We start from the raw sequence: 24,371 nt of genomic DNA, 5'->3' as shown, positions 1-24,371 counted from the left end.
GGGAAGGAATAGCCATGTCTGTTATCAATGAACTACCCGCCATTTTCGATCATTTTTCCGATGCCCGCCGTCAGGGCTTTCTTACCGTATTAGAACTTAAAGAACAGAATATCCCGCTGGTTGGCACCTACTGTACCTTTATGCCACAGGAGATCGCGCTGGCTGCCGGTGCGGTTGTGGTTTCGCTGTGCTCCACCAGCGATGAAACGATTGAAGAAGCCGAGAAAGATCTGCCACGTAACCTGTGTCCATTAATCAAAAGTAGCTACGGATTTGGCAAAACGGATAAATGCCCGTATTTCTACTTTTCTGATTTAGTGGTGGGAGAGACAACCTGCGACGGCAAGAAAAAAATGTACGAATACATGGCAGAATTTAAGCCTGTACATGTGATGCAACTCCCTAATAGTGCCAATGATGCCGCCTCGCGCGCGCTGTGGCGCAGTGAAATTTTGCGCTTGCAGTCGGTCTTGGAACAACAATTCAACTGCACCATCAGCGAACAAGACTTACGTGCGGCAATTACGCTAAAAAACCGCGAACGGGCCGCCTTGTCATCGTTCTACCGTCTAGGACAGCTTAATCCGCCCGCGCTCTCCGGTAGCGAAATTCTCAAGGTGGTATATGGCGCAACGTTCAAGTTCGATAAAAATGCCCTGATAGATGAGCTCAACGCATTAAGCGAAAAAGTACGCAGCGAATACCAACAAGGTAAGCGATTAGAAGATCGCCCACGCATACTGATCACCGGCTGCCCGATTGGCGGAGCGGCAGAAAAAGTGGTACGAGCAATTGAAGAAAACGGCGGTTGGGTCGTTGGATATGAAAACTGTACCGGTGCCAAAGCTACCGAAATGCAGGTGAGTGAAGAAGGCGATGTCTACGATGCGTTAACCGATAAATATCTCGCCATTGGCTGCTCCTGTATCTCTCCGAATACCCAGCGTTTAAACCTGCTTAGCCAAATGATTGAAGAATATCAGGTAGACGGCGTCATCGACGTGATCCTTCAGGCCTGTCATACCTACGCAGTGGAGTCTTTAGCCATTAAGCGGCATGTTCGCCAACAGCATGATGTTCCTTATATGGCGATAGAAACGGATTACTCCAATTCAGATATAGGCCAGCTTAATACTCGCGTGAGCGCGTTTATCGAAATGCTGTAAGGAGCGCATGTGAGTTTAAGTATTGGTATTGATTCAGGCTCAACGGCGACCAAAGGGATTCTATTGAATGGCGCAAACGGAGGACAGATTCTGCGCCGTTTTCTCGTTCCGACCTCATTTCGGCCACAGGAGGCTATTGAGCAGGCATGGTCACAACTGTGTGAAGGTCTCACCGAGCGCCCGCATCTTACTCTCACTGGCTATGGGCGTGGCTTGATAGATTTTGCCGATAAGCAAGTCACAGAAATCACCTGCCACGGCGTAGGCGCTCGGTTTCTGTGCTCAGAAGCGCGCACCATCATTGATATCGGCGGACAAGACAGTAAGGTCATTCATCTGGATGAGGAGGGAAAACTGACCGACTTTCTGATGAATGACAAATGTGCCGCTGGAACAGGCCGTTTTCTGGAAGTCATATCACACACCCTTGGCGCACAAATTAACCAGCTTGACGAATTAGTCACAGGCGTTGCTCCACATGCTATCTCCAGTATGTGTACCGTGTTTGCCGAGTCTGAAGTCATCAGCCTACGTTCGGCTGGGGTCGCACCTGAGTCCATTCTATCGGGCATCGTTTACTCCATGGCGCGCCGCAGCGCCAACTTTATCGGGCGATTAGGTGTACATCCACAGGTGCTGTTTACCGGTGGCGTTAGCCGCTGTAATGCATTTCGTCAACATCTGAGCGATGCGCTCAATACGCCAGTGGCGACGCACTCCGATGCTCAATTTGCTGGAGCGATAGGTGCGGCGTTAATGGGGTGTCGCCAGAAAAAGAGGAGGAATCATGCGGGATGAATTTCTGTTTTTATTTCACAGCACGTTAGGCGTGGTTCGCTTAAAAAAACGCCTTCAGGCTCAGAATCGAGAATTCAAAGTCGCGGATATTCCACGCCAGCTCAGTAGCGGCTGCGGGTTGAGTATTCGGCTGAGCTGCACGGCGTCAGAATTGGCACGGTGGTGGGTAAACGGAGAAACCTCCGCTATTTTTCGTTGCGCCGAAGGGGAATATGTCCCCGTTTCGCCGCCGTCTTTCGGTCAATGAACGTAAAAAAGCCCGCGAATGCGGGCTCTCTTCAGAAAGGATTACTTGAAACCTTTCTCTTTCTTAATTAAATCGTAAGCAGCCTGAATCTCTTGAGCCTTTTGCTTCGCCATCTCCATCATTTCTGGCGGTAATCCTTTTGCCACCAGCTTATCAGGATGATGTTCGCTCATGAGTTTACGGTAGGCGCGTTTAATCGTCGTCGCATCGTCATTGGGCTTCACCCCTAACACTTTGCAAGCATCCGCCAACGTAGGCCCGCTCTGGCGCTGGTAACCCCCGAATCCGCCCTGCTGCTGATACTGTCCCTGCTGCTGGTAGCCGCCGCCAAACTGGCGTCCGCCTTCCATCATGCTAAGGAACTGATCAAACTGAACGCGTGAAAAACCGAGCTCTTCCGCAATGACATATAAAACCGCTCGCTCATTGGGATGCAGCGAACCATCGGCAAATGCCGCCTGTAGCTGGATCTCCAAAAACATGCGGATCAGGTCGACGCGTCCAAAGCAAATGCTGCGTAACTCGCGCAATTTTTCTCGCAGAGGAAAATCAGGCTGCTTTCCTTCGCGAAACGCTTGCTGTGCGGCAGTTCTGGCCGCACCATGCAGCTGCATTCGCTCCATCAACGCGCTAGCAAGGTTGATATCCGCCTCAGTCACACGTCCTTTAGACTTAGTGAGATGCCCCATAACCTGAAATGTGGTACTAAAAAATAGAGCTTGTCGCTGAGCCTGGTTAGAAAAATAACCCGTGCTTTTTATCTGACGCGATTTATCAATCATGTGACCGATAAGTAGCCCTAAAACCACACCCCAAAAGCCCGTTCCTGACATTAGACCAAGAACTAATCCAATTAATTTACCCCAATACTGCATATCGTCCTCAATTCATCATGCCGTGGGACATAATTTGCTTTATCATACCTGTCATTTATTCTGACGCCTAACGACAGCAACCAAGAATGCGTCAATTTAACACTAGCGCAACGCTTAGGGGTGATATAGTCTCTGACCGTTCGCTGATCGACGCCTCTGATGACGGAACTTCTGAAACTGCGTATGAAAAAAAGTATTCCTACACTGGTTGCCACCCTGGTTTGGTCGGCACTGTATAGCCAGAACGCTCTGGCCGATCTCGCTGAGCAATGCTTGCTCGGCGTGCCTATGTATAACAAACCACTGGTATCCGGCCAACCCAATGATTTACCGGTGCACATTCAGGCCGATAAAAGCGATGCCAACTATCCTGATAATGCCGTGTTCAGCGGTAACGTGAACATTGAGCAGGGTAACAGTACGCTGACGGCCGATCAGGTTCAGCTGGATCAGAAGTTTCTTAAAGATAAGCCCGATCCGCTGCGTACCGTAACCGCGACGGGTAACGTCAACTATTCAGATAATCAGGTAAAACTGAAAGGCCCGAACGCGTGGTCTAATTTGAATAACAAAGACACCAACGTCTGGCAGGGCGACTATCAGTTCGTCGGTCGTCAAGGCCGCGGTACCGCGGACTTGATGAAAACCCGCGCTGAAAACCGCTATACCATTCTGGAGAACGGGACATTTACCTCCTGTTTGCCGGGCGATAACAGCTGGAGCGTCGCCGGTTCTGAAATTATTCAGGACCGTCAGGAAGAAGTCGCTGAAATTTGGAACGCCCGCTTTAAGATTGGCCCCGTGCCCGTGTTCTATAGCCCGTACCTCCAGCTGCCTCTCGGTGATAAGCGTCGCTCAGGTTTCTTGATCCCCGATTTTAAATACTCCAGCACAGACGGCGTTGAATTCAGCCTGCCGTGGTATTGGAACATCGCGCCACAGGTCGATGCGACCATCACTCCGCACTACATGGAAAATCGTGGTCTGCAGTTGCAGAACGAATTCCGTTACTTGACCGTTGCGGGTGCCGGCTTGATGGAGCTGGATTGGTTAAACCAAGATAAGCAATATGCTGACGATCGTTTAAATAAGAACAATATTTCCGACGCAGAAAACGATAAAAAGCGTTGGTTGTTCTACTGGCAGCACAGTGGCGTAATGGATAAGGTGTGGCGTTTCAACATCGACTACACCAAGGTAAGCGATCCTTACTACTTTGACGATCTGGATTCGACTCACGGTTCCAGCACCGACGGCTATGCCACACAGAAATTCAGCTTGGGATACGCCGAGCAAAACTGGAACGCGACCCTATCGACCACGCAGTTCCAGATATTTGCGGATGCCAGCTCTGCGGATTCTTACCGAGCCGAACCACAGCTTGATCTAAACTATTACAAAAATGACATTGGTCCATTTGACCTCCATATGTACGGTCAAGCGGTGAAATTCACAAACGAAGAGTCACGCATGCCAGATGCTGACCGTTATCACTTCGAACCGACGTTAGATCTTCCTTGGTCTAACGGCTGGGCAAGTGTGAATACTGAAACCAAGCTGCTGGCAACGCATTACCAACAAACCATTCCTGATGGTTACTCAAGCTACTATTCAAGCAGAAACAGCGGTGCTAAAGCGCCTGATTTAGAAGATTCGGTAAACCGCGTCATGCCTGAATTTAAGGTTGATGGCAAAGTTACCTTTGACCGCAATATGGACTGGGCAGAAGGCTATACCCAGACGCTGGAGCCGCGCGCTCAGTACCTGTATATCCCTTATCGTGACCAGAGCAATATTGGTATTTACGACTCCACGCTGCTACAGATGGACTATACCGGCCTGTTCCGTGACCGTATCTATAGTGGTCTGGACCGTATTGCCTCGGCAAACCAGATGGCTACCGGCCTGACAACCCGTATCTATGATGATGCGTTGGTTGAACGGTTTAACGCCTCTCTGGGACAAATTTACTACTTCGAACGTTCACGTACCGGTGATGAAACGCTGTCTACCGACAAAGATAAAGATACCGGTAGTCTGGTTTGGGCAGGCGATTCCTATTGGAAAATCACCGACCACTGGGGTATCCGCGGCGGCTTGCAGTATGACACTCGCTTAAATAACGTCGCGCTGGGTGATGCCGTCATGGAGTATCGTAAAGATGCCGAAACGATGCTTCAGTTGAACTATCGTTATGCCAGCCCAGAATACGTGACCGCGATGATCCCACGTTATGCGAGTAACGATCTGTATAACCAAGGGATTAGTCAGGTCGGCGCCACCGGCAGTATTCCGGTTGCAGACCGTTGGGCGCTGGTTGCGGCTTACTATTACGACACCAATGCGAACCAAACAGCGGATTCGCTGGTCGGTCTTCAGTACAACACCTGCTGTTGGTCTGTCGGCGTGAACTATGAACGTAAAATTACCTCATGGGATTCAACCGCCTCTCAACCAAACAGTAAGTATGACAACAAGTTCTCGTTCACCTTCGCGCTTCGCGGATTGGGAACCAACTACAGCTTGGGTACCGCCGATATGCTGCAGAAAGGTATTCTGCCTTATCAGAGAGCTTTCTAACATTTTGAGATTTTTGTGGTCTAATCGTTGCCTAGTTGCATCTTGATTAGTAAAAGCAGAGTTTTGACATTAACCCGCAGTCATGCGGATTGGACAAATGGAAAAGGTATGAAGAACTGGAGAACGCTGATCCTCGGTGTGGCATTCTGTGCCAACACTGCGTTTGCAGCCCCTCAAGTCGTTGATAAAGTAGCGGCCGTGGTCGATAACGGTGTGGTGCTGGAAAGTGACGTCGATGGTCTGATGCAATCCGTAAAACTGAACGCGCGTGAAGCCGGTCAGCAATTACCTGATGATGCAACCTTACGTCACCAGATCCTTGAGCGTCTGATTATGGATAACATCCAGCTGCAGATGGCGAAAAAGATGGGCATTGATATCAACGATGCCGATGTTGATCGCGCTATCGGCAATATTGCTCAGCAAAATCATATGTCACTGGATCAGATGCGTAGCCGTTTGGCCGCCGATGGGATTAACTACAAAACCTACCGCGACCAAATTCGCAAAGAAATGCTGATTTCAGAAGTACGCAACAACGAAGTTCGCCGTCGTGTCACCATCCTGCCTCAGGAAGTTGAAGCGCTGGCAAAACAAGTTGGTGCGCAAAACGGTGCTGATACCGAACTGAATTTGAGCCATATTCTGCTGGCACTCCCAGAGAATCCTTCTCAGCAGCAGGTTGATGAGACCGAGCAGCAAGCCCGTCAGTTGGTTGATCAACTGAACAAAGGTGCTGATTTTGGCAAAATGGCCGTCAGCTACTCCGCTGACTCTCAGGCGCTGAAAGGTGGCCAAATGGGTTGGGGTAAAATTCAGGAGTTGCCATCCCTATTTGCAGCAGCACTGCAAACGGCTAAAAAAGGCGACATCATTGGCCCAATCCGTTCAGGTGTTGGCTTCCATATCCTGAAAGTTAATGATCTCCGCGGCGGTCAGGGAAATGTGTCCGTCACCGAAGTTCATGCTCGCCATATCTTGCTGCGCCCATCTCCGGTTATGACCGACGATCAGGCTCGTGCGAAACTGCAAGAAATTGCTCAGCAAATCAAAAGTAAGCAAATTACCTTTGATGAAGCTGCCCGTACGGTTTCTCAAGATCCAGGTTCAGCATTGAAAGGTGGCGACTTAGGTTGGGCAGTGCCAACCATGTACGATCCGGCCTTCCGCGACGCCTTAATGAAATTGCAGAAAGGCGAACTAAGTGCACCGGTCCACTCCTCCTTCGGCTGGCATTTGATCCAATTAGTGGATACTCGCCAAGTTGACCGCACCGATGATGCTCAGAAAGATCGCGCATATCGTATGCTGTTCAACCGTAAATTTGCTGAAGAAGCGCAGACCTGGATGCAGGAAGAACGTGCTAGCGCTTACGTAAAAATTATTGATGGTAGCAATGCCCAGTAATAGTTCACATGACACTTTTCGTGTCGTCATAACCCCCGGCGAACCCGCCGGGGTCGGGCCGGATCTGGTTATCGCTCTCGCTCAGCAGGCATGGCCTGCGGAGCTTGTAGTGTGCGCCGAACCGGCCTTGTTGCTTGAACGCGCCCAATGGTTAAAGCTGCCATTAACGTTGCGCGAATATCAGCCTCATGAACCGGCACGCCCACAAGATGCAAATACACTGACGATTTTGCCGATCGCGCTACACAGCCAAGCTGTTGCGGGTCAGTTAGATGTCAATAACGGGGCTTATGTTGTCGACACTCTGGCGCGTGCGTGCGATGGCTGTCTCAGCGGTGAGTTTGCCGCCTTAATCACTGGGCCGGTACACAAGGGCATTATCAATGATGCCGGAGTGCCATTTACCGGACATACCGAATTCTTTGCCGATCGTAGTCACTGCGCACGCGTGGTGATGATGCTGGCGACCGAAGAACTGCGTGTCGCGCTCGCCACGACGCACCTTCCTTTGTTGGAGGTTCCCGCGGCGATCACCGCGCAGACGCTCAATGAAGTCATCACTATTCTTAATCACGATTTACGCACCAAGTTTGGCATTCGTGAACCGCAAATCTATGTCTGTGGCCTTAATCCACACGCAGGCGAAGGCGGCCATATGGGGCGTGAAGAGATCGACGTGATTATTCCGACGCTAGAATCGTTGCGTCAAAAAGGCCTTCATCTGATTGGACCTTTACCTGCAGATACGCTTTTTCAGCCTAAATATTTGGCGCCCGCCGATGCGGTTTTGGCGATGTATCACGATCAGGGCTTACCGGTGTTAAAATACCAAGGCTTCGGCCGCGCTGTGAATATTACTCTGGGGTTGCCGTTTATACGCACCTCTGTCGATCACGGCACCGCGCTGGATCTGGCTGCTACTGGCCTCGCTGATGTTGGTAGTTTCAGAACAGCATTAAATCTCGCTATTAAAATGATAAATAACAGTAATGAATAACAGAGTTCACCAAGGCCATCTGGCTCGTAAACGTTTCGGACAAAACTTCCTTACCGATCAATATGTGATCGATAGCATTGTGTCCGCTATTCATCCAATGCCAGGTCAGGCAGTGGTGGAAATCGGCCCGGGATTGGGCGCATTAACCGAGCCTGTTGCCGACCGCATGGATAAAATGACGGTCATCGAGCTTGACCGCGATTTGGCGGCTCGACTGGCGACTCACCCATTCATCAGCAGTAAATTAAATATTCGCCAGCAAGATGCGATGACCGTTGATTTTGGCGAGCTGTCTCAAGAACTCGGCCAGCCGCTGCGCGTATTTGGTAATTTACCCTATAACATCTCAACCCCTTTGATGTTCCACCTCTTCACCTATACTGGTGCTATCAGCGACATGCATTTCATGTTGCAAAAAGAGGTCGTGAACCGTCTGGTTGCTGGCCCAAACAGCAAGGCCTATGGCCGTTTGACCGTCATGGCACAATACTATTGTCAGGTCATTCCTGTATTGGAAGTGCCGCCAACAGCATTCCGTCCAGCGCCAAAAGTTGACTCGGCCGTGGTTCGACTGATCCCACACGCGACCATTCCACATCCGGTCAAAGATATCCGTGTGCTCAGCCGTATTACCACTGAAGCATTTAATCAGCGCCGCAAGACCGTACGTAATAGCTTAGGTCACCTGTTCACACCAGAGCAATTGACCGAGTTGGGGATCGATCCAGCCCAGCGCGCAGAGAACATCTCTGTTGAAAACTATTGCAAGCTCGCCAACTGGCTATGCGAAAAATCGCCAGAATAGTGGGTGTAATGCCCTTTTCGTTTAATCGATGAGGGTATAGGTCTCGCTGACAACGTCATAACGGGAGCCGTACATTATGATTGATTCACCTCGTGTGTGTGTTCAGGTACAAAGTGCCTATGCCGAAACCCAATCACTTCCAGATGAAGAGCGTTTTGTTTTTGCATATACCATCACCATCAGGAATCTAGGACGATTCAATGTGCAGCTCCTGCGGCGTTACTGGCTGATTACCAATGGTAACGGACGTCAGACTGAAGTTCAGGGCGAAGGCGTCATCGGTGAACAGCCACTGATTTTGCCCAACAATGAGTTCCAATACACCAGCGGTGCCATTATTGAAACGCCTTGCGGCACCATGGAAGGCCATTATGAAATGATTGACCATCAGGGTCAGGAGTTCCGTATTGCGATTCCCGTATTTCGTTTAGCAATCCCAACTCTAATTAACTAGTTGTATATTCACAAAATATTTTGAGTTGCGACAAAGCAGCAAGTAAGAAGGGTTTGAATGTCTACATTATTGATTGGCGATGTCCACGGTTGCTACGCAGAGCTACGGGCGCTATTGGAACAAGCTGATTTTGATCCTGCTAAGGATACGCTGTGGTTAACCGGAGACTTAGTCGCCCGCGGCCCTGACTCCCTAGAGGTTCTGCGCTACGTACAGTCATTAGGCGACAGCGTTCGCATGGTGTTGGGCAACCATGATTTACACCTTTTAGCGGTCTACGCAGGCATCAGCCGTAATAAGCCCAAAGATCAAATTACTCCGCTGCTGGATGCCCCTGATGCAGATAGCCTGATCAATTGGTTACGCCGTCAGCCCATCCTGCAGGTTGATGATAAGCTAAAACTGGTGATGGCCCATGCGGGTATCAGCCCCCAGTGGGATATTGCTACCGCACAGCTATGCGCCCGTGAAGTTGAAGCCGTACTCAGCAGTGACAGCTATCCGTTATTTTTAAATGCCATGTACGGTGATATGCCCAACAGCTGGATTGACGGTTTAACCGGGCTACAACGCCTGCGTTTTTCTACCAATGCGCTGACCCGCATGCGCTATTGTTTCCCTGGCGGTGAACTGGACATGATCTGCAAAGATGCGCCAGGCGAAGCGCCGTCCCCTCTTAAACCATGGTTTGATTTGCCCAGCAAAGTGCTGGATGCCGGATACTCCATTGCTTTCGGTCACTGGGCATCATTGCAGGGTAAAGGGACACCATCGCAGGTGTATGCTCTCGATACGGGCTGTTGCTGGGGGGGAGAGCTAACGATGTTACGTTGGGATGACAAACAATATTTCACCCAGCCGTCTCTGCGGCCTAAAGAGATTGAGCAATAAAATTTCGCCGTGCTGAAGGATCAGCAATCAGTTAAGTTAATGTATGCCCAATTAAAAATTGGGCAATTCTTCACCAAATGAGTGCAAATAACGTCAATAAAAATAAAATTACGCGAGGTTTTTTTATATTAGTAATTATTAAGCAAAAATTAATTCAATAATTACTTTCCCTAAAGTATTATTTAGAGACGTAAAACACACACACTCATCTCATTAATTAATATGGTTTTTTTAGAAAGCATTTTTAGTTTATTAAATTTATAAATTAATTAAAACTCACAATTCCTCGCTTATTTTACCAGCCTAGTTCCGGTCTACTTTTGGACTCTTTTCAAAAATAAAAAAAAGAATATATTGCTCTCAGGAATTGAGGAAGTATTCCGAATCATCATTTAATTTCTGAGCAAATCTTTATTAAATAGTGACTACACCAATTGAGCCGTTTCAACTCAATTTGGAGAGTTTCTCTATTAGGTTTTTCTCCAGGGTTATTAAGTGAAACTGTCCAAATGATTGGACCTTAAATAAGTGTAATAAGGAGATTTTTATGTCGTTCAAAAAAACAGCCGTTTGTGTTGCTTTGGCTTTGGCTAGTTTTGCTTCTGCAGGTGTAATGGCAGCAGATCCAGTCACTTATGACACCACTGTGGGTAAAGTTCATTTTGATGGCTCGATTGTCAATACACCATGCACAATCACCACTAAAAATGCTGATTTAACCGTCACATTGGGTCAGGTTCAGAAAACTGTGTTTACTGCTAGTGGTGCCAAATCACCTGACGTCAGCTTTGATATCATTCTGGATGACTGTGATGTCACAACGGCGAAAACAGCAGAAGTTGTTTTCAGTGGAGCAGGTGTCGGCGATGGTTCGATTCTGGCGCTTGATGGCGGCGGCGCAACCGGCGTTGGTATTGAGTTTGCTGAAAACTCAGGTACGGCAATTAAGCTAGGTGATAAGAGTGCTGCACAGAATCTGTTCTCAGGTTCTGGCGGCGTCGTCAATAGCCTGCACTATAAAGCACGCTATAAGTCATTCGCTACCGATGTTACTACAGGTAAAGCGACGGCTACTGCTGACTTCACTATCAGTTATCAGTAAGACCGTAGCTGATATGGTCATGGCTGTGCTTATTTAATTGTATGCGCTACTCCCCGTAGCGCATCTCTTTTTAAAGGTAATCTCTATGAAAAAAATTGGCATTCTGTCTTCATTAGCCATATTAGCATTATCATCCAGCGCTTTTGCTAGCGTGGGGGGCGTTGCTGTTGGCGCAACGCGAGTTATATATAAAGAGAATATGAAAGAAACCTCGCTAACGGTTTCCAATAAAAATCAAAGCCAATATTTTTTGGTTCAATCATGGGTCGATGATAAAGACGGAAATAAAAAAGTTCCGTTTGTTATCACCCCTCCCCTATTTCGCTTAAACGCGAATAAAGAAAACATGCTACGTATCGTCAAGAAGAGCAATGACGGCGTTCCAACCGATCGTGAATCGGTGTATTGGTTAAATATCAAATCTATTCCACCTGCACCTGAAAATGCTGAAAACCAAAACATACTGCAGTTGGCTATTAAAACACGCATCAAGCTGTTCTATCGCCCAAATGGGCTGCCAGGTAGTGCAGAAACAGCGCCTGAAAGTTTGACATGGAGTCAACAAGGCAACGATCTGGTCGCAACTAACCCATCAGCTTATGCGGTCACACTCAATACACTCAAGGTCGATGGCAAAACAGTAAGCTGTAGCGATATGGTTCTGCCTAAGAGTGCAACACATTATCCACTTCCTGCCGGCGCTGGACATGTGAACCATATTACATTCACCACCATTAATGACTTCGGTGGCGTCACGGCTGAAATAAATAGCTCTGCTAAATAAGCAAACACCTAATTTACCGAGCAAGAGCGTGGAAAAATAATGATGTCACCAAAAATAAAATATAAAAAGGCGATAAGGACATCCACTGCATCATTATGTGAAAAAAGACATCCCGCCATGTTTAAGCTGACAGCACTGGCAGTTCTGGTCATGTCTTTTAATTGTCTAGCGGATTCGGGAATCAACCCTGCATTTTTGGAAAACCTAAACGGCAGCGAAGTCTCTGATCTATCCGCTTTCACAAAATCTAGCGATAGTCAGGCTCCTGGTAAATATATCGTCGATATATATGTCAATAATGAGCCCGTCGATCACAAAGAAGTTAGATTCATTGCGGATAAAGACAATGTTAACCCTGATGGCAGTGGTTTAATTCCTTGTCTAACGATTGAGCAACTCAAGCAATATGGCTTGAAAGTTGAATCAGTTCCTGAATTGGCTAAAGCAATGGCAATAGCCAAGGAGAAAGGGAATACGACTGCAGAAGAAACATCGCAGGATGATGATAGTGCTGCCGATCAGTGCATCAATTTTATTACCGCAGTGCCCTCTTCTAGCGCTGCATTTGAATTTAGTAAACAAAGGCTGAACCTCAGTTTCCCACAGGCTATGGTGTCGCAATCCGTACGCGGATATGTAGATCCAGCGCTCTGGGATGAAGGGATTAATGCTTTTTTGCTGGATTATAATTTTACCGGCGCCAATAGCACCAACAAAAATCAGGGCGATAGCTCTCATGACAGCAACTATTATCTCAGCCTGCGTAACGGCTTGAATTTAGGCGCGTGGCGGCTGCGCAACTACTCCACCATGACAGACGACAATGGTGAGCGTGACTGGCAGAACGTGAACACCTATTTACAGCGCGATATTGTTTCGTTGAAATCGCAGCTTACGCTTGGTGATGGCAATACCAACAGTGACGTGTTTGACAGCATTCAATTTCGCGGAGCCCAAATGGCTTCCGATGATCAAATGCTGCCAGACAGTATGCAAGGTTTTGCGCCAGTGATCCGCGGTATTGCAAAATCTAACGCACAGGTGACGGTAAAACAGAATGGATACGTCATCTACCAGAGCTATGTCTCGCCGGGTGCCTTTGAAATCACCGATCTTTATTCTAGCGGCGACAGCGGTGATTTAGATGTCACCATCAAAGAAGAAGATGGTAGCGAACAACATTTTGTACAGCCCTATTCAGCGGTGCCCATTTTACAGCGCGAAGGGCATCTAAAGTACAGCATCACCGCAGGTCAATATCGTAGCGGCTATGGCGATGATAAACCTGAGTTTGCCCAAGTTTCATTAATCCGTGGCTTTTCCCACGGTTTTACCCTCTATGGCGGGCTACAAGGCAGTGATAAATATTCTTCATTAGCGCTAGGCATAGGTAAAAACCTCGGCGAACTGGGTGCCGTTTCTGTGGATATTACTCAGGCTAAAACTCAGCTGCCAGATAACGTCACGGATTCAGGGCAGTCATACCGTTTTTTATACGCGAAATCATTTATCGACAGCGGCACGGACTTTCGTTTATTAGGTTATCGCTATTCCACCAGTGGGTTTTATACCTTACAGGAGTCGATTGATCTGAATAGTGATGATAATGACGATGATGATAGCGATGACTTTGACCGCATGAACCATAAACGCAGCCAAGTTGAAGGCACCGTCACCCAAAATATGCCCGAAGGCTACGGATCGTTCTATTTCTCGGCGAGCATTCAGGACTACTGGGGAGTCAGTGGCAAAGAACAAACGCTACAGCTGGGTTATAACAACAGCTGGAATGGGATCAGCTACGGTATTTCATTCAACAACAGTTACACACCGGGATCGCCTGCGGACAAGCAAATATCGCTAAGCGTCTCTCTGCCATTAGATAAATGGCTAAGCGGATCTTGGGCAAATTACAGCATGAGCCACGGTAGCGACGGGCACGTTAACCAGCAAGCCGGTATTGGTGGTCAGTTGATGAATAACGCCCTGACCTATAGCGTAAATCAGGGCCTCGCTAATCAGGGTCAAGGAAACAGCGGCAACGCCAGCCTGCAATATAAAGGGCACCGTGGTAACAGCAATCTTGGCTATAGCTACTCTAAAGATTCTGAGCGTTGGGACTATGGTTTATCAGGCGGTGTCGTCGTTCATAGCGAAGGGATCACGTTATCTCAACCATTAGGCGACACTATGGTTCTGCTAGCCGCACCCGGTGCTGACAACGTGAATGCTTCAACCGACACCACCGTATTTACGGACTCACGCGGATACGCCATTTTGCCGTACGTGACCCCCTATCGTCGCACGACGGTTGGGCTGGATACCACCACGCTGGGTGAAAATGTCGATATGAATGAAAGTGCTCAAGACGTAATCCCAACACGTGGTGCCGTCGTACGAGCCCGATTCGCTACCCACGTAGGTTACCGAGTGATGATGACGCTTACTCGACCCGGTGGCAAAGCGGTGCCGTTTGGCGCCACCGCAGCCTTACAAGAGAAGAGTTCAGCAGAAGATGACACTAATGCTGGTATGGTCGGTGATTCAGGCGTCGCTTATTTAAGCGGTCTGCCTGAAAAAGGCCAGCTCATTGTTCAATGGGGTAATTCACCGGACCGTCAGTGTTTGGTCAATTACCAGCTTACTGAGCAAAACCTTCATGAAACAATGCCGAATATTTCCGGCGTGTGTCAGCCGAAATAACAGGAACTCATTATGAAAAACATTATCGCGGGAGTCATTGTCGCATTATTATTTTCCTTTGCGGTGCAGGCTGCCATACCTGATTCAATTACCGTTGACTCCGGTATTATTAGTGTCGTTGATGACCCATCAACCTCTTCGGTAGTACCTTTTGGGAAATATGTATTCTCTAGTGCGCCAATCTATATGGACACCGATGATTGCCCAGATGAAAACCTCGGACAAGATACGACGTGTAGCTTAACATTTTTGCAAGATAGTACTTTTTATAATATTAACAACGTTATCGACACCTCCGAGTACAGTGCGTTTAAAATCACTGGAGGGAAAGGGTTTTATGTTGCTTTTGGTATCCGTGATAGCACCGGGGATCATTATTGGACAGGTGGCTCATTAAAAATAACGCAAAGAAACTTCAGAGTCATTATGTCAGTATTTACCTCCGATTCAGGTACCGATAAAACGGGCACAATGGATCAAACAGGCACATTAGCAGAGATTAGACACCATAGACAAGGTTCAACCACCTTGTCCATGGTCAACGCGCATATTGATATCGCCATTAAAGAGTCTGCATGTATTATGCAAAACTCGCTAAGCCAAGCATTTCATTGGGATAATATTACACCGAGCTCAATTATAAACGGCAGTGTTACCACTCAGCAGGCTAAGGTGACAATTAAATGTAGCGGTAGTGAATTACATAGCATGATGTTTAAGCTTCTGGCAGATACAGGAAGTGACGACGCATCTGAAGGCGTACTTAAAACCGATTTAAATAATTTAGGCATAAAATTAACCTGGGCAGGTAGTGGAAATACGATCCCCTTTGATAAGGAAATGGTTTTCCCTGGAGATACCTCTACTAACCTCCTAGATTTCAGCATTAATGCGCAGCCTGTCAGTATTAATGGCGGAGCCATTCCTGGTGGGACATTCCGAGGTGCAGCAACAATGATAATTGAATATCGCTGAGGAATAAGAACATGAAGAAAATATTGGCCTGTTTGCTGTTTTCAAATTTTATTTTTTATTCTGCAACGGCAGCGGCAGAAGACTATCCACAAGATACATTACATCTTGAGTATACAGGTTCTGTGGTTATTCCACCTTGTATGACCAGTCACTCTAAGTTAGATATAGTATTTACAGACGATCTTAATGCGAGTGATTTAGCCACTCAGGATAGCGCCTCGAAATGGATAGAATTCGAGCTCGCTGCAACCTGCGACGAAGATACAGAACTAACCGCCACATTTACAGGTGACCCCGATGGCACTGCAACACAATATTTCGCTTCAACAGGGACTGCCAAGCATGTGGCCATTGAACTCCAAGTGGATGAAAAAACAGTTAAGCCTAATGAGGCAATCGTTCGGGAGGCAAAAGGTAAGGTTCAAGAAGACATTAAGGCTCGGGTCAGAATTCACAACACCGACGGACAGGCGCCAACACCAGGTACCGTCATCGGTTTAATTACCGTTGTCTACACCGTTAAATAATTTTCATCACTTAATTAGGCTACACATTATTATGAAAAATACACTTTGGAAATCAGCGAGCGGGTTACTTTTCCTCGCCGCACTCTCATCGGCAGCAAATGCGGCAAATGATAGTACCGTCGTTAAAGTTACAGCAAACGTCGTGGCTTCCCCCTGTCTGGTTCTATCGCCTAACATCACCATACCGTTGGGGAATATTGAAGCGTCAACGTTTGAAGATACCGATACTTATACTGCGTGGACTGAGGTAAATTCAGAGGCAATGATAAAATTGGCCAGTTGCCCTACTGGCACCACTGAAGTTTTAATGACGTTTACTGGAACCCCCGATCCAAATGGCGGCATTGGTAGCTTTTTGAACGCTGATACAGGAACGGGAGCAGCCAAAAACGTAAGCGTGCAATTGAAACCCACTGGCAACACAGACCCAATAAAAAATAATGAGGTTATAGATATACCTATTGAATCCGGCGCCGCATTAATACCGCTGTCGGCACGCTTGTATTCAAAATCTGGCGGCGTAACACCGGGCAGCGTATCTTCAGTGATCAACGTGGCCTTTACCTACAAATAAGTTAACACAAGGACGATAATATGTTTAACAGGGCTTGTTCTCAGTTACTAACGCTATTTTTTCTGCTGGCATTATCCGAGTTCGGATATACCGAAGAGCCTTCTATCGAGGGGGGTAATGCCCAGATTAATGTGTCTGCAACAATAGAGGAATCGGCCTGTACGGTTGTCAATCCTTATAGTGACACTAACAGCGTTCATCTAGGAAAAATGCGCACTGCAGATATGCATGACGCAGGCAGCGTTGGTCAGTGGATGCCATTTAACATTGAACTGGTTAATTGCCCTACGCAAAAAAATACGGTCACCATGACGATTACAGGTCCAACTGATGACAATATGGCCTACTACAAAAATGAATCAGATACGACAAATACACAGAATGTGGCAATTGAACTGAGTGACGAGACTGGCACTAAAGATTTAAGCAATGGTAAAACCTATGATATGGCGATTGACCAAGCGTTACATGCGGCCACATTTGCCTTCAAAGCCAGAATGATCACGCCAAAAGGCAACGCACAGGTGGGACCTGTCTCTGGGCATGTAGAATTGTCATTTAGTTATCAATAAAGAGCTAATATGAGAAAATAAATCAATATTCTTTAGGGAACTTACGAATAATATTAATTAATTTCCCATTTTCAATATTGATATAAAGACCTTGCCGCAAATTAGCGAGTATTTTCATAATTCCGCTACGTGCCAGATGGCTACGTGCAAGAATAAAATTTAGTACGCTGATATTAGCGCGTTTATCTGCGGGTATTTTCTCAAGCTCAAAAAGTAATGCACAAACGATTTCATAGGCGGATTTATTGATAAGTAAGTTATTTCGATAAGCCTGATAATCATTAAAATAAATTTGGCACGCCAATAGTTCTTTTAGAAGGCCGTGCTGGGCAATCAGCTCAATGGCTCGTGATAACAATAAAGTTTCTAGTTTGCAGTCAGGGTTACATTGAAATGTATACATATCATAACGATAAGCAGACCCCTGCATGCCAAAGATAGTGGGAGCAGTAGCAGTAGCGAAAAGGAGTTCATCAGAAGTGCGATAGACATCCACTAAGCCTTCTAATACCAGAACAACTTGTAACTCGCCCGACGAGTTATGCAACTTGACGATGCCATCATCATTTTCAAGCGTAAGTGGGACTGACTCTGTGCGAAAGAGCGAGACTAGCCTATTGATTGCCTTAAGGGGCTTAGCCATCGGTTGAACTGTAGAGCCAACCGTCATATTAGTCTCAAACTCACGCATGATGTTTTCACCACATGATGGATAAGGTTTTATACACGAGATTATAGCATAGCAGTTTTTGTCTATTGATTAGTATCAATCATTAATTGCCAATCAATATATCAAGCTATTTTATGCTGAGATAATAAATTATTTCCAGAGGACATTATGAATTCTAAGGACAAAATCATCAATAAAAAATTGGATCTTAATCTCTTGCCTATTTTTATTGAAATATTTATTCATCAAAGCATCACGAAGGCGGGCATAACGCTCGGTATTTCCACAACCGCAGTATCTAATGCTTTGGCTAAACTTAAGAATCACTTTGGCGATCCGCTATTTCTAAGAGATGGGCTGGATTTAGCGCCTACACGGGTAGCTCAAGAGCTGTTTATATCTCTACAGGATGACGTTGACAAATTAGTTAGCAATGTGAATTCATTTGGCCGAAATAGCAGCTTAAGCCAAATATCAATCCATTGTTCTCCTTATATCTCTACGCGGTTACTTGCCGATGTTTCTAATATTATCTGGCAAAGAAATCCTGACTGCCAAATAATTCATCGAAGCAATTTCTCAGATACCAAAAACAATATTCAGGGTGTCAGACTGCGGATGAACGATCTGTTTTTCGACCTTAAGCCGAATCTAAGTCGTTCAATGATCAATACTGCTGTCTTAGACGATCCATTATGCCTCTTCTGTTCTAAGCAGCATCCAAGAATTAATCAACTTTTATGCGGCGATGTTAGCCATGAAACGTTCATTGCTTTCGAAACTCCTGATGAAAAATTCAACCCACAGAAATTTCATATCAGAAAGAGGTTCGGAGAAAGGTTAACATCGCTAAAGAGCGATTCCTGCTTTGCCCTTCTGTCTATTATTGAGGATTCTGATAAAGTGGGTGTATTACCCAAATGGCTATATGAGAAATTTTCGCAGTCTTTCGATATCACAATGATTGATTCGAGTAATCAATTACCCTCTGCATCTATCTTTATGATTTATAATAAATCGAATGGAATTTCAGATATTGCGGAAAGTATTATCAGCCATCTGTCACCAACGCGAATCGCTACACCGTCCACGTTAGAAACCGTTAATTAAAATAATACCATTCAGCTATTTTAAATACCCTTCGGCCTTGAAGGGTATTTAACCGCATGGTCATGCGTGATTAGCGCTTATGTAAAATCTCAAAACAATAGCCGTGTGAGTTAGCGCTGTCTGCATCATGAAACTCGCTAAATGTGGTTTCCCATTCATCTGGCTCATAATCAGGGAAGTAAGTATCGCCTCCCACTTCGGCATCAACATGCGTCAGGTACATGCGTTGGGCGAGCGGCAAGAATTGAGAATAAATACTGCCACCACCAATCACCATCACCTCTTCCACATCACCCGCAGCGGCAATCGCGGCCTCAGGTGAAGCCACCCACGTCACGCGATCGTCGGTACCCGCTTGGCTACTCAATACAATGTTGTGACGTCCAGGCAAAGGACGGCCAATAGATTCAAAAGTTTTACGCCCCATAATAACCGGTTTATCCAGCGTATTACGTTTAAACCACGCGAGATCAGCCGGTAAATGCCACGGCATCGCGTTTTCCATACCAATAACACGATCTGCCGCAAGCGCAGCAATCAGGCTGATATTCATGATGGTCGACCCTATCAAGTAGAAAAATTGCGCACACTATAAGTAAAGGGGTTGCAGGTGTCGATAGCCAGATGACGTCATTTAGCGCAACTTAAACTAACTCTCAGATAAACCGACATTATTTATACACTCGGGCGCTTACGATATAACCATAATCCAGGCAAAGACAGGCCTATGGAGAGAGCACCGACAATAAATGACGCTTTTAGGAAGTTTGTCACCACCGTTTCAAACAGCGCGTCGCTAAAACCCTGATGTGAAATTTTCACCACGGAGATCATCGCCGTATAGGCATAAATCCCCGGAAACATGGGGATCACCGCAGCAACGGTAAAAACTTTCGGGTGAGCAAGGAGCCAGCGAGACCATTGAATGCCCAGTACGCCAATCAATATTGCCGCGCCAAAAGTAGACCACTCGATGTTAATACCAAAATGCATCATTAGCATACGCGAACCATGACCAATAGCGCCGAGCAGTGCGCAGTAACGTAAAGCGCGAACCGGCACATTAAACACCAAGGCAAAACCCAATGCGGGCACCGCGGCCAAAATCATGTCTTGCAGCAGCGCGAGCAATAAATCGATTAAATCCATCCTCTTAGCCCCCACAACGACATCGCCATCACCACGCCAATACAGGTTGCTAAGGTCAGTAAAGAAGCCATCGCCCACCGCGCAAGCCCGGTATTCACATGGCCTTTAAACATATCGGCCACGGCATTTATCAGAGGAAATCCTGGCACCAGCAACAGCACGCTCGCTGCCATCGCAATGGTAGAGGCTGTTTTGAATGGATCGTATTGGATCAATAATCCAGACACGCTGGTCGCGACGAAAGCCGTGATGCAGAAGTTAATTTGCGGATGCATTTGCCGCTGCGTGAGCACCTGACGCACATACATCGCCACGGCGCTGGCAATAAATGCCACGACAGAACCGTCCCAACCTCCGCCATTCAGTTTGCAAAAACAGCCACAAGAGAGCCCGACCATTAACACCAGCAGCCAGCGCGGATAGCGCAACGGCTTGATATGATCAAAGCGACGGCGAACATCCTTAATGTCTAGCAAATGGTGTTCAGCCATAATCACAATATGCTGCACTTCCGTCACCACATGCATATTGATACCGCGATCGACGTTCTTGCGCGTCGAGGTCATACAATGACCATTAATGATCGTGCTTAACACCACCGCATTCGCAGAGATAGAGCTTTCAACACTTTCAGCCCCTAGCGCAATGCCTAGACGAGAGGAAAGCTGCTCGACCAGCATACTTTCAGCGCCGTGCTGCAATAAAAAAAGAGCGCATTGTATGCACAGTCGGGTGAGCTCCCGCTGCCTGTCTGAATCAACATCCATAATGTTCCCTAGCCACACCTATCCGAAGGATAAAGATTAGCTCAGGCATAAATGAAAAACTATGACATATCTGGGATTATTCTTGGCTTGTCTTCTATTATTTGAAGTGGGATTGAAGTGTAATAACAACCGATATTAAGCTCGTCTACATCAAGAAAGGCGAAGACAAATTCAATAGACAAACGCTATCTATTTCGCCATTTTTCATCAAAAGCGATAGCACTAAGCTCATAAGCTGCCATGGCGTTTGGCAAGATTTTCCGATGATAATCGATTTAAAACTGCGGGAGATATTAGGTACAAGCTCAGCTCGCATGGATAGGGGCAGAGATACAAGTTATCATTATGAAGTATATGAATAAAGAACCGGCACTGGGTCTAGCTCAATATATGAAATCTTCTCTATTGAAAAGCAAAAGAGATAATAAGATGTCTAGATAATAATGACCTTAGATTAATTATAGATAATATGTATATCATAAATAATTCAAATGAGTTCATGAAAAAAAATAAACCAACCTCCACAACAACCAGCCTATTCCCCATAACGACAGACAACGATTTAACAAAGATAAATAAGCGTGACTAACACCTCAGCAACTTAAATTATGATACTGAAATGCAACTCGTCTTTAAAGTTGCTAGCACCAGCGAGTTTTGTAATAATCGACGCCATTACAGGTTTTATCCGTTTATTCTGATTACCCAAGAGACGGAACTCATGGTGGTATAAAAAATGGCAAAAAAATTAAAAGCAATTAAATGCCCACAATGTGGAAGTCCTCAGAAAACACTGGTCAAGGAAGATCAATATATCTGTCAGAGCTGTGAAACCGAATACTTTCTCGATAATGATGATATCCATATTCATGTTAAATATCATAATTTAGAGCAGCAAAGCCAGCCACAGCGAAGCGATAGTCGCCCGATTATTAAAATTTACTTAGGTATTGCCATAGGTTTAACTATGGTCTGTGTCGTGTTGTTTTCTCTGCTTTCAAAATCACCCACAACTCGTATAGTCACAATAACACAACCCGCGGATAAACTAAAAGTTGACGCAGAGATGTGCTTCCCCTTGCTTAACACTCAGAAAAATATATTCTTTTCTCTGGTTGCTAAAAAGCGGGGTGCCGCAGATGATCCACAAGAATCCGAAGATCCTGAGGCTGGCTACTTTGCCGTCTTCACCGATCTAAATTCAAATAAGGTTATCAAGGAATCTCGCATCGATTTTCACTCAAAGGTGAACCGTTTTTCTATAACCATGGGAAGAGGTTGGAAACAACGGAAATTTGAAGATGGCAATATTTATCTAATTCTAAATCAGCGTGAATTATTTCGTTTAAACCCAGATAGTCTTTCAATAGATCCCGTTAGCCCAGAGTTTTTCTCTCGGCATAAGGAATTCCAGTCTGGAATTGCGACTATCGGATTTACTCCCGAAAATAATGAAAGCGGATTTAATATTTTAACTAATGACGGAGGGAGTATTTTCTATTACCCTATCGTGGACAAAGCTTATGTCCATGATGAAATCTATTCAGCCCGACGTTTTATGAATAGTTTGCTTAAAAAGCATAAAGAAAAAGTAGCATATCAATTTATTGGTATATGGACTATTAGCAATCAAGATCGAATTGAATTGCTCAATATTATCTATCAAGATAATATTGGCGGCCCTAAATACACTATAAATAAGCTAAAATGGGCTGATGAATATGATGATAAATCAAGAAACCACGTTGGACCCACTAGAAAAATAAAAGACCAAGAAGAACACCGAATCGTCTCGTTTAAGAGCTTAACCGATGCCGATCGAACTTATTTCTCCCCTTCTGTTTTTTATTATGATGAAAAAAATCTATTCATCAAAGTTCAAGCCAATGCTAGCCCAGATGCGGAATATAACTTACAAAAAATTGATACCAATACCGGTGCCGTGATTTGGGCAATACCAGCAAAAAATATGACGGAGATGTATCCGCTTGGTGACGGTTTTTTGATTAAAAAAAGCTGTCACGATTTGTCTGAAATTGATGCTCAAGGCCAGATAAAAAACACCCACACGTTAGGGAATGAGGGCTAATCCATGTTCAATAAATTATTCAAAAAACAGTTACCTAGCGTTATCGAATGGAAAAATGCCAATCCTCGGGTGCTGTTTGCCCGATTGGTGATGCCAAGTGATGAAATCAAGAATGCAAGCAAGCTGATTGTTGCCCCAGGACAGGGCTGCATTCTGGTCTATGAAGGTAAGATTCTGGACGTGTTAAATGAGCCCGGTATTCACAATCTGAAGACCGATAATACGCCTTTTATTACGACATTGAGTAACCTGCTACGCAACTTCGAAAATGAGCACAAGCTGTATATCTATTTCTACTTAAAAACGGAACAAGTTAATCAGCAATGGGGAACCTCTTCACCGATCAAATATGCCGATCCTAAATATCAATTTGCGGTTGAACTCGGCGCTCATGGAACCTATTCGTTTCGTATTGATGATGCTCGGCTGTTTTTTGAGAATATTGTCGGCAGCAAAGATATATTTACCATCGCTGATGCACAAAAAATTCTTAACTCACGCATCGCTCCAGAGATAGCCTCTTTGCTCGCAAAAGCCAGCTATGGTTACGAACAGATTGATGCTCACATTGCAGATCTATCTAATGAACTGAAAGCCGTTATCAATCAGATCTATACCGATCTCGGTTTTGCCTTGACCGATATGCGCATTTCCGGCACATCATTTAGCGATGACACGCAGGCACGTATCAAGCAGCTCGCACATATGAAAGTGGAAGCCGCTTCAGCGAGTGAAGTTGGGCTTAATTATGTTGAGCTGGAGAAACTGCGAGCATTGAGAGATGCGGCCAATAATGAATCAGGATTGGCAGGCGCGGGGTTGCAACTGGGTGCTGGATTAGATCTTGGTAAGACGCTATTGCAGTCACATCAAAGTGGCACACAAGACGATTTTCAGGCAAAACTGCGCGTACTAAAAACCCTGTTGGATGATGGCATTCTAACTCAGCAAGAGTTTGATGCTAAAAAGAAAAGCATCCTAGATACTATGTAATTGGAACAACACCCTGTGGATATGGCATAACTCGAGCAGCAACCGTTTACTGGGTGTCATGCTGATTGGATTAGGCTTGAAAGTCGCCTTAAGCTAATTAAAACGCCCTCTTCTTATATCAAAAAAGAAGAGGGCG

At 45.9% G+C, this 24,371-nt stretch carries 24 protein-coding genes; 19 read left to right on the top strand and 5 right to left on the bottom strand.

Features of this window, described 5'->3' with window-relative positions; all coding sequences use genetic code 11:
• The first annotated feature begins 14 nt into the window (after positions 1 to 14).
• Genes HMPREF3091_RS05425 through HMPREF3091_RS05415 form a run of 3 tightly spaced genes read left to right on the top strand, consistent with a single transcriptional unit; the run spans position 15 to position 2,211 of the window.
• The gene (locus tag HMPREF3091_RS05425) at positions 15 to 1,166 is read left to right on the top strand and encodes a double-cubane-cluster-containing anaerobic reductase (RefSeq protein ID WP_070714646.1); all 1,152 of its coding nucleotides are present in this window, start codon (positions 15 to 17) and stop codon (positions 1,164 to 1,166) included.
• Positions 1,167 to 1,175: 9 nt separating this feature from the next.
• A complete protein-coding gene (locus tag HMPREF3091_RS05420; RefSeq protein WP_070714644.1) occupies positions 1,176 to 1,964 on the top strand; it encodes an acyl-CoA dehydratase activase in 789 nt (262 codons plus the stop codon).
• Complete coding sequence (locus tag HMPREF3091_RS05415; RefSeq protein WP_070714643.1) at positions 1,954 to 2,211, top strand: putative Se/S carrier protein; 258 nt, start codon at positions 1,954 to 1,956, stop codon at positions 2,209 to 2,211. The genes HMPREF3091_RS05420 and HMPREF3091_RS05415 overlap by 11 nt, the downstream gene beginning before the upstream one ends.
• 41 nt (positions 2,212 to 2,252) lie before the next feature.
• Here the strand turns inward: HMPREF3091_RS05415 and djlA are convergent, their stop codons facing one another.
• A complete protein-coding gene (djlA, locus tag HMPREF3091_RS05410; protein ID WP_070714641.1) occupies positions 2,253 to 3,086 on the bottom strand; it encodes a co-chaperone DjlA in 834 nt (277 codons plus the stop codon).
• Between the two features lie 159 nt (positions 3,087 to 3,245).
• On the opposite strand from djlA, the gene lptD reads away from it, so the two are divergent.
• The 13 genes from lptD (at position 3,246) to HMPREF3091_RS05345 (ending at position 17,457) form a co-directional block, all read left to right on the top strand.
• Positions 3,246 to 5,666 (top strand): LPS assembly protein LptD, encoded by a 2,421-nt coding sequence (gene lptD / locus HMPREF3091_RS05405; protein ID WP_070714639.1) that lies wholly within the window; start codon positions 3,246 to 3,248, stop codon positions 5,664 to 5,666.
• A 108-nt stretch (positions 5,667 to 5,774) separates the two neighbouring features.
• Positions 5,775 to 7,073 carry a peptidylprolyl isomerase SurA gene (gene surA / locus HMPREF3091_RS05400; RefSeq protein ID WP_004089009.1) on the top strand — a complete coding sequence of 433 codons (1,299 nt, stop codon included), beginning with the start codon at positions 5,775 to 5,777 and terminating at the stop codon, positions 7,071 to 7,073.
• Positions 7,054 to 8,070 (top strand): 4-hydroxythreonine-4-phosphate dehydrogenase PdxA, encoded by a 1,017-nt coding sequence (gene pdxA / locus HMPREF3091_RS05395; RefSeq protein ID WP_070714637.1) that lies wholly within the window; start codon positions 7,054 to 7,056, stop codon positions 8,068 to 8,070. The genes surA and pdxA overlap by 20 nt, the downstream gene beginning before the upstream one ends.
• Entirely contained in the window at positions 8,063 to 8,875 is an 813-nt protein-coding gene (gene rsmA, locus HMPREF3091_RS05390) for a 16S rRNA (adenine(1518)-N(6)/adenine(1519)-N(6))-dimethyltransferase RsmA (RefSeq protein ID WP_039185736.1), read from the top strand. The genes pdxA and rsmA overlap by 8 nt, the downstream gene beginning before the upstream one ends.
• Positions 8,876 to 8,951: 76 nt before the next feature.
• Complete coding sequence (apaG, locus tag HMPREF3091_RS05385) at positions 8,952 to 9,329, top strand: Co2+/Mg2+ efflux protein ApaG (protein ID WP_004089015.1); 378 nt, start codon at positions 8,952 to 8,954, stop codon at positions 9,327 to 9,329.
• A 57-nt stretch (positions 9,330 to 9,386) separates the two neighbouring features.
• Complete coding sequence (gene apaH / locus HMPREF3091_RS05380) at positions 9,387 to 10,220, top strand: bis(5'-nucleosyl)-tetraphosphatase (symmetrical) ApaH (RefSeq protein ID WP_008814632.1); 834 nt, start codon at positions 9,387 to 9,389, stop codon at positions 10,218 to 10,220.
• A gap of 547 nt (positions 10,221 to 10,767) precedes the next feature.
• Entirely contained in the window at positions 10,768 to 11,322 is a 555-nt protein-coding gene (locus tag HMPREF3091_RS05375) for a fimbrial protein (RefSeq protein ID WP_083321367.1), read from the top strand.
• An 85-nt stretch (positions 11,323 to 11,407) separates the two neighbouring features.
• Positions 11,408 to 12,106: a fimbrial biogenesis chaperone gene (locus HMPREF3091_RS05370; protein WP_070714634.1), complete on the top strand. Its 699-nt coding sequence runs from the start codon at positions 11,408 to 11,410 to the stop codon at positions 12,104 to 12,106.
• A 117-nt stretch (positions 12,107 to 12,223) separates the two neighbouring features.
• On the top strand, positions 12,224 to 14,809 hold the full coding sequence (locus HMPREF3091_RS05365; protein ID WP_070714631.1) for a fimbria/pilus outer membrane usher protein: 2,586 nt from the start codon (positions 12,224 to 12,226) through the stop codon (positions 14,807 to 14,809).
• A gap of 12 nt (positions 14,810 to 14,821) precedes the next feature.
• Positions 14,822 to 15,784: a fimbrial protein gene (locus tag HMPREF3091_RS05360; RefSeq protein WP_070714629.1), complete on the top strand. Its 963-nt coding sequence runs from the start codon at positions 14,822 to 14,824 to the stop codon at positions 15,782 to 15,784.
• 11 nt (positions 15,785 to 15,795) lie between these two features.
• Entirely contained in the window at positions 15,796 to 16,311 is a 516-nt protein-coding gene (locus HMPREF3091_RS05355) for a fimbrial protein (protein WP_070714627.1), read from the top strand.
• Between the two features lie 31 nt (positions 16,312 to 16,342).
• Positions 16,343 to 16,885, top strand: a complete 543-nt coding sequence (locus HMPREF3091_RS05350; RefSeq protein WP_070714626.1) for a fimbrial protein — start codon at positions 16,343 to 16,345, stop codon at positions 16,883 to 16,885.
• 20 nt (positions 16,886 to 16,905) lie between these two features.
• Positions 16,906 to 17,457 (top strand): fimbrial protein, encoded by a 552-nt coding sequence (locus HMPREF3091_RS05345; RefSeq protein WP_070714624.1) that lies wholly within the window; start codon positions 16,906 to 16,908, stop codon positions 17,455 to 17,457.
• A 22-nt stretch (positions 17,458 to 17,479) separates the two neighbouring features.
• Here HMPREF3091_RS05345 and HMPREF3091_RS05340 read toward each other — a convergent pair whose 3' ends face one another.
• On the bottom strand, positions 17,480 to 18,148 hold the full coding sequence (locus HMPREF3091_RS05340; RefSeq protein ID WP_070714623.1) for a helix-turn-helix domain-containing protein: 669 nt from the start codon (positions 18,146 to 18,148) through the stop codon (positions 17,480 to 17,482).
• Positions 18,149 to 18,295: 147 nt separating this feature from the next.
• On the opposite strand from HMPREF3091_RS05340, the gene HMPREF3091_RS05335 reads away from it, so the two are divergent.
• Complete coding sequence (locus tag HMPREF3091_RS05335; protein WP_070714621.1) at positions 18,296 to 19,237, top strand: LysR family transcriptional regulator; 942 nt, start codon at positions 18,296 to 18,298, stop codon at positions 19,235 to 19,237.
• A 70-nt stretch (positions 19,238 to 19,307) separates the two neighbouring features.
• On the opposite strand, the gene folA is transcribed toward HMPREF3091_RS05335, so the two are convergent.
• The 3 genes from folA to HMPREF3091_RS05320 all read right to left on the bottom strand — a co-directional run bounded on the left by folA (position 19,308) and on the right by HMPREF3091_RS05320 (position 21,153).
• On the bottom strand, positions 19,308 to 19,790 hold the full coding sequence (gene folA, locus HMPREF3091_RS05330) for a type 3 dihydrofolate reductase (protein WP_004089076.1): 483 nt from the start codon (positions 19,788 to 19,790) through the stop codon (positions 19,308 to 19,310).
• 122 nt (positions 19,791 to 19,912) lie between these two features.
• The gene (locus HMPREF3091_RS05325; RefSeq protein WP_004089078.1) at positions 19,913 to 20,386 is read right to left on the bottom strand and encodes a threonine/serine exporter; all 474 of its coding nucleotides are present in this window, start codon (positions 20,384 to 20,386) and stop codon (positions 19,913 to 19,915) included.
• Positions 20,377 to 21,153, bottom strand: a complete 777-nt coding sequence (locus HMPREF3091_RS05320; protein ID WP_004089082.1) for a threonine/serine exporter family protein — start codon at positions 21,151 to 21,153, stop codon at positions 20,377 to 20,379. Before HMPREF3091_RS05320 ends, HMPREF3091_RS05325 begins: the two co-directional genes overlap by 10 nt.
• Positions 21,154 to 21,889: 736 nt before the next feature.
• Between HMPREF3091_RS05320 and HMPREF3091_RS05315 the strand changes: the two genes are divergently transcribed.
• Together HMPREF3091_RS05315 and HMPREF3091_RS05310 are read left to right on the top strand one after the other, a co-directional pair.
• A complete protein-coding gene (locus HMPREF3091_RS05315) occupies positions 21,890 to 23,242 on the top strand; it encodes a hypothetical protein (RefSeq protein WP_070714619.1) in 1,353 nt (450 codons plus the stop codon).
• 3 nt (positions 23,243 to 23,245) lie between these two features.
• Entirely contained in the window at positions 23,246 to 24,235 is a 990-nt protein-coding gene (locus HMPREF3091_RS05310) for an SPFH domain-containing protein (protein WP_070714617.1), read from the top strand.
• Positions 24,236 to 24,371 lie beyond the last annotated feature (136 nt).

Source organism: Hafnia sp. HMSC23F03, from assembly GCF_001816025.1.
Taxonomy (GTDB): domain Bacteria; phylum Pseudomonadota; class Gammaproteobacteria; order Enterobacterales; family Enterobacteriaceae; genus Hafnia; species Hafnia paralvei.
Note: the sequence above shows the minus strand (reverse complement) of the source record. Positions and strands in the feature narration are given on the sequence as shown.